General features: G+C 50.4%; 2 protein-coding genes. Both read right to left on the bottom strand.

The genetic code is table 11. The features are described 5' to 3' along the window. The coding region (locus GXX57_02780) for an ABC transporter permease (protein ID HHV43582.1) at nucleotides 1-991 on the bottom strand (991 nt) is incomplete at its 3' end. Next, a complete protein-coding gene (locus GXX57_02775; protein ID HHV43581.1) occupies nucleotides 988-1779 on the bottom strand; it encodes an ABC transporter ATP-binding protein in 792 nt (263 codons plus the stop codon). The genes GXX57_02780 and GXX57_02775, both read right to left, overlap by 4 nt. Nucleotides 1780-2048 lie beyond the last annotated feature (269 nt).

Here is a 2048-nt window from a genome sequence, read left to right as displayed (position 1 = left end):
TACCCAACAGCGCAAACCAGAGGGTGCGGGAGTAATTCTCCTCAACAAGCTCCATGGTCCTTTGGCCAAGGCTGTATACTGCCCCCGCCAGGGACATGATAACAGCACTGAGAATGGTGATCACCGCCAATACCCGGGCGTTATCTTTCATCTGGAAGATCAGGTCTGAAAGGGTAATCAAGTTTGTCCGCCGATAATACAACCCCCTTCGTCGAGATAGCCATCCCAGGACCACCACACTGAGTTGGGTAAAGAGCAGATAGGTGCCTAGAGAGACCACTCCTGTAACAGGAAACAGAGCGATCACAACTTCCACCGGTGTAGCCAAGGTGTAAGCCCACCAATAACCCCCACCAAGACATGCCACAGCACCAAGGGCCAAGATAATCGATGCTTTAGGGGGTGTTTTCGGTTTTTGGGATGCTTTCACCAGGTCGATTAACGCCTGAGACCGCAGGGAAAACGTATTTAAGAGTCCAATCCCTACGAAGATCCCAGCAAAGACTAAACAGGTCCGGTGCAAAGCTGTGATACTGATGCGCAGCCCACTGGGAATTGACATGTGGACATCCAGTATTGCCGCCACCGCCATGGTGATCAATCGGGAAAAGAGCACCCCAGCGAACAAACCAACCACTAGGGAAGCAATCCCGATAAACAAAGTCTCCAGAAAGACCATGATCAGCAACTGCCGAGAACTGGCACCCAGAAGACTCAAGATCCCCAGGTCCCGCTTCCGGGAATTGAGTAATACTGCATTGGCATACCAGATGAAAAAGAAGGAGAAAACCGCAATTCCCCAACGGCCCACCGACAAAAGCTGAAGCAAAGTCCGGGTACCAAAGTAGCCCCCGCCGGTTACTTCCGGGGCGGTTGCTATACCGTGAAAGATGTAATACACCATTACAGAACTAGCGAAACTAACGAAAAAGCCCAGGTAGTTCCGCAGGTTCTCTTTAACATTGCTAAGGGCAACAGACAGAAGAGTCACCAGTGCAAGCCCCCTTTCCGTTCCTTACCGTTGGGAAAGTCCCCGCCAAGTAGACTGAGGGTATCTAAGATCTCCTGAAAGAAGACCTGGCGAGTCTCCTTACGCCTCAGTTCGAAGAACAACTGGCCGTCTCGGATAAAGATGATTCTCTGGCAGAAGCTGGCCACAAAGGGGTCATGGGTTACCATCAATACCGTAGCCCCCTCTCCCTTATTCAACTGCACAAAGGCCTCCAAGACATCCCAAGAGGACTTGGAATCCAGGTTTCCTGTGGGTTCATCGGCCAAAATAAGGGCTGGTCGGTGAACGATGGCCCGGGCAATCGCCACTCGCTGCTGTTGTCCACCGGAAAGCTCATAAATGCGCCTTTGAAGAAGCGGTATCAGATCCAGTTGTTCGGCCACTTCTGTCAAGCGCTTCTTGATCTTCTTGGAACTGACACCGTCCAAAGCCAAGGGCAAGGCAATATTGTCCTGAACGTTCAGGGTCTTAAGGAGATTGAAATCCTGAAAGACATATCCAAGGACCCTTCTTCGAAAACGGGCCAGTTCCTCTCCGTTTAACGTCGTAGGGTCCACCCCATCAAGACGAAACGAACCGGAAGTGGGGCGATCAATGGTAGCCAGGATGTTTAACAGTGTAGTCTTACCACTGCCCGAAGGTCCCATCACCCCTACCATTTCTCCCGCCTCCACTTGTAGACTCAGGCCAGATAGAGCTTTGGTTATCGCCGTCTTCTTCGAGGCGCCATAGATCTTGGTCAAACCTTCTGCTACTAACACCGCCATTTCGGTCACTCCCTTACGAGACTTGTCACATCTTTAGTGTATAGTCGTTAGATCAGAGCCACAATCGAATTTCCTTACAAAAGGGCGCTCTAACCTTACAATCTCGTAAGGTTGAGTTGCCAAAATGCGTCATACCGCACTTACTGTAGGAAGGATCTTCTCAAAAAGGGTTGAAAACATCTAATGTAGTCATCCTGAAGTCCAAGAGCATAGCTGGTCGATGAACATAACTGATCACTCATCGAAAATCACGCGTCGACCTCCAATAG

It is taken from the genome of Bacillota bacterium (genome assembly GCA_012839765.1).
Lineage (GTDB): Bacteria > Bacillota > Limnochordia > DUMW01 > DUMW01 > DUMW01.
This window is presented reverse-complemented; position numbering and strand designations above follow the sequence as displayed.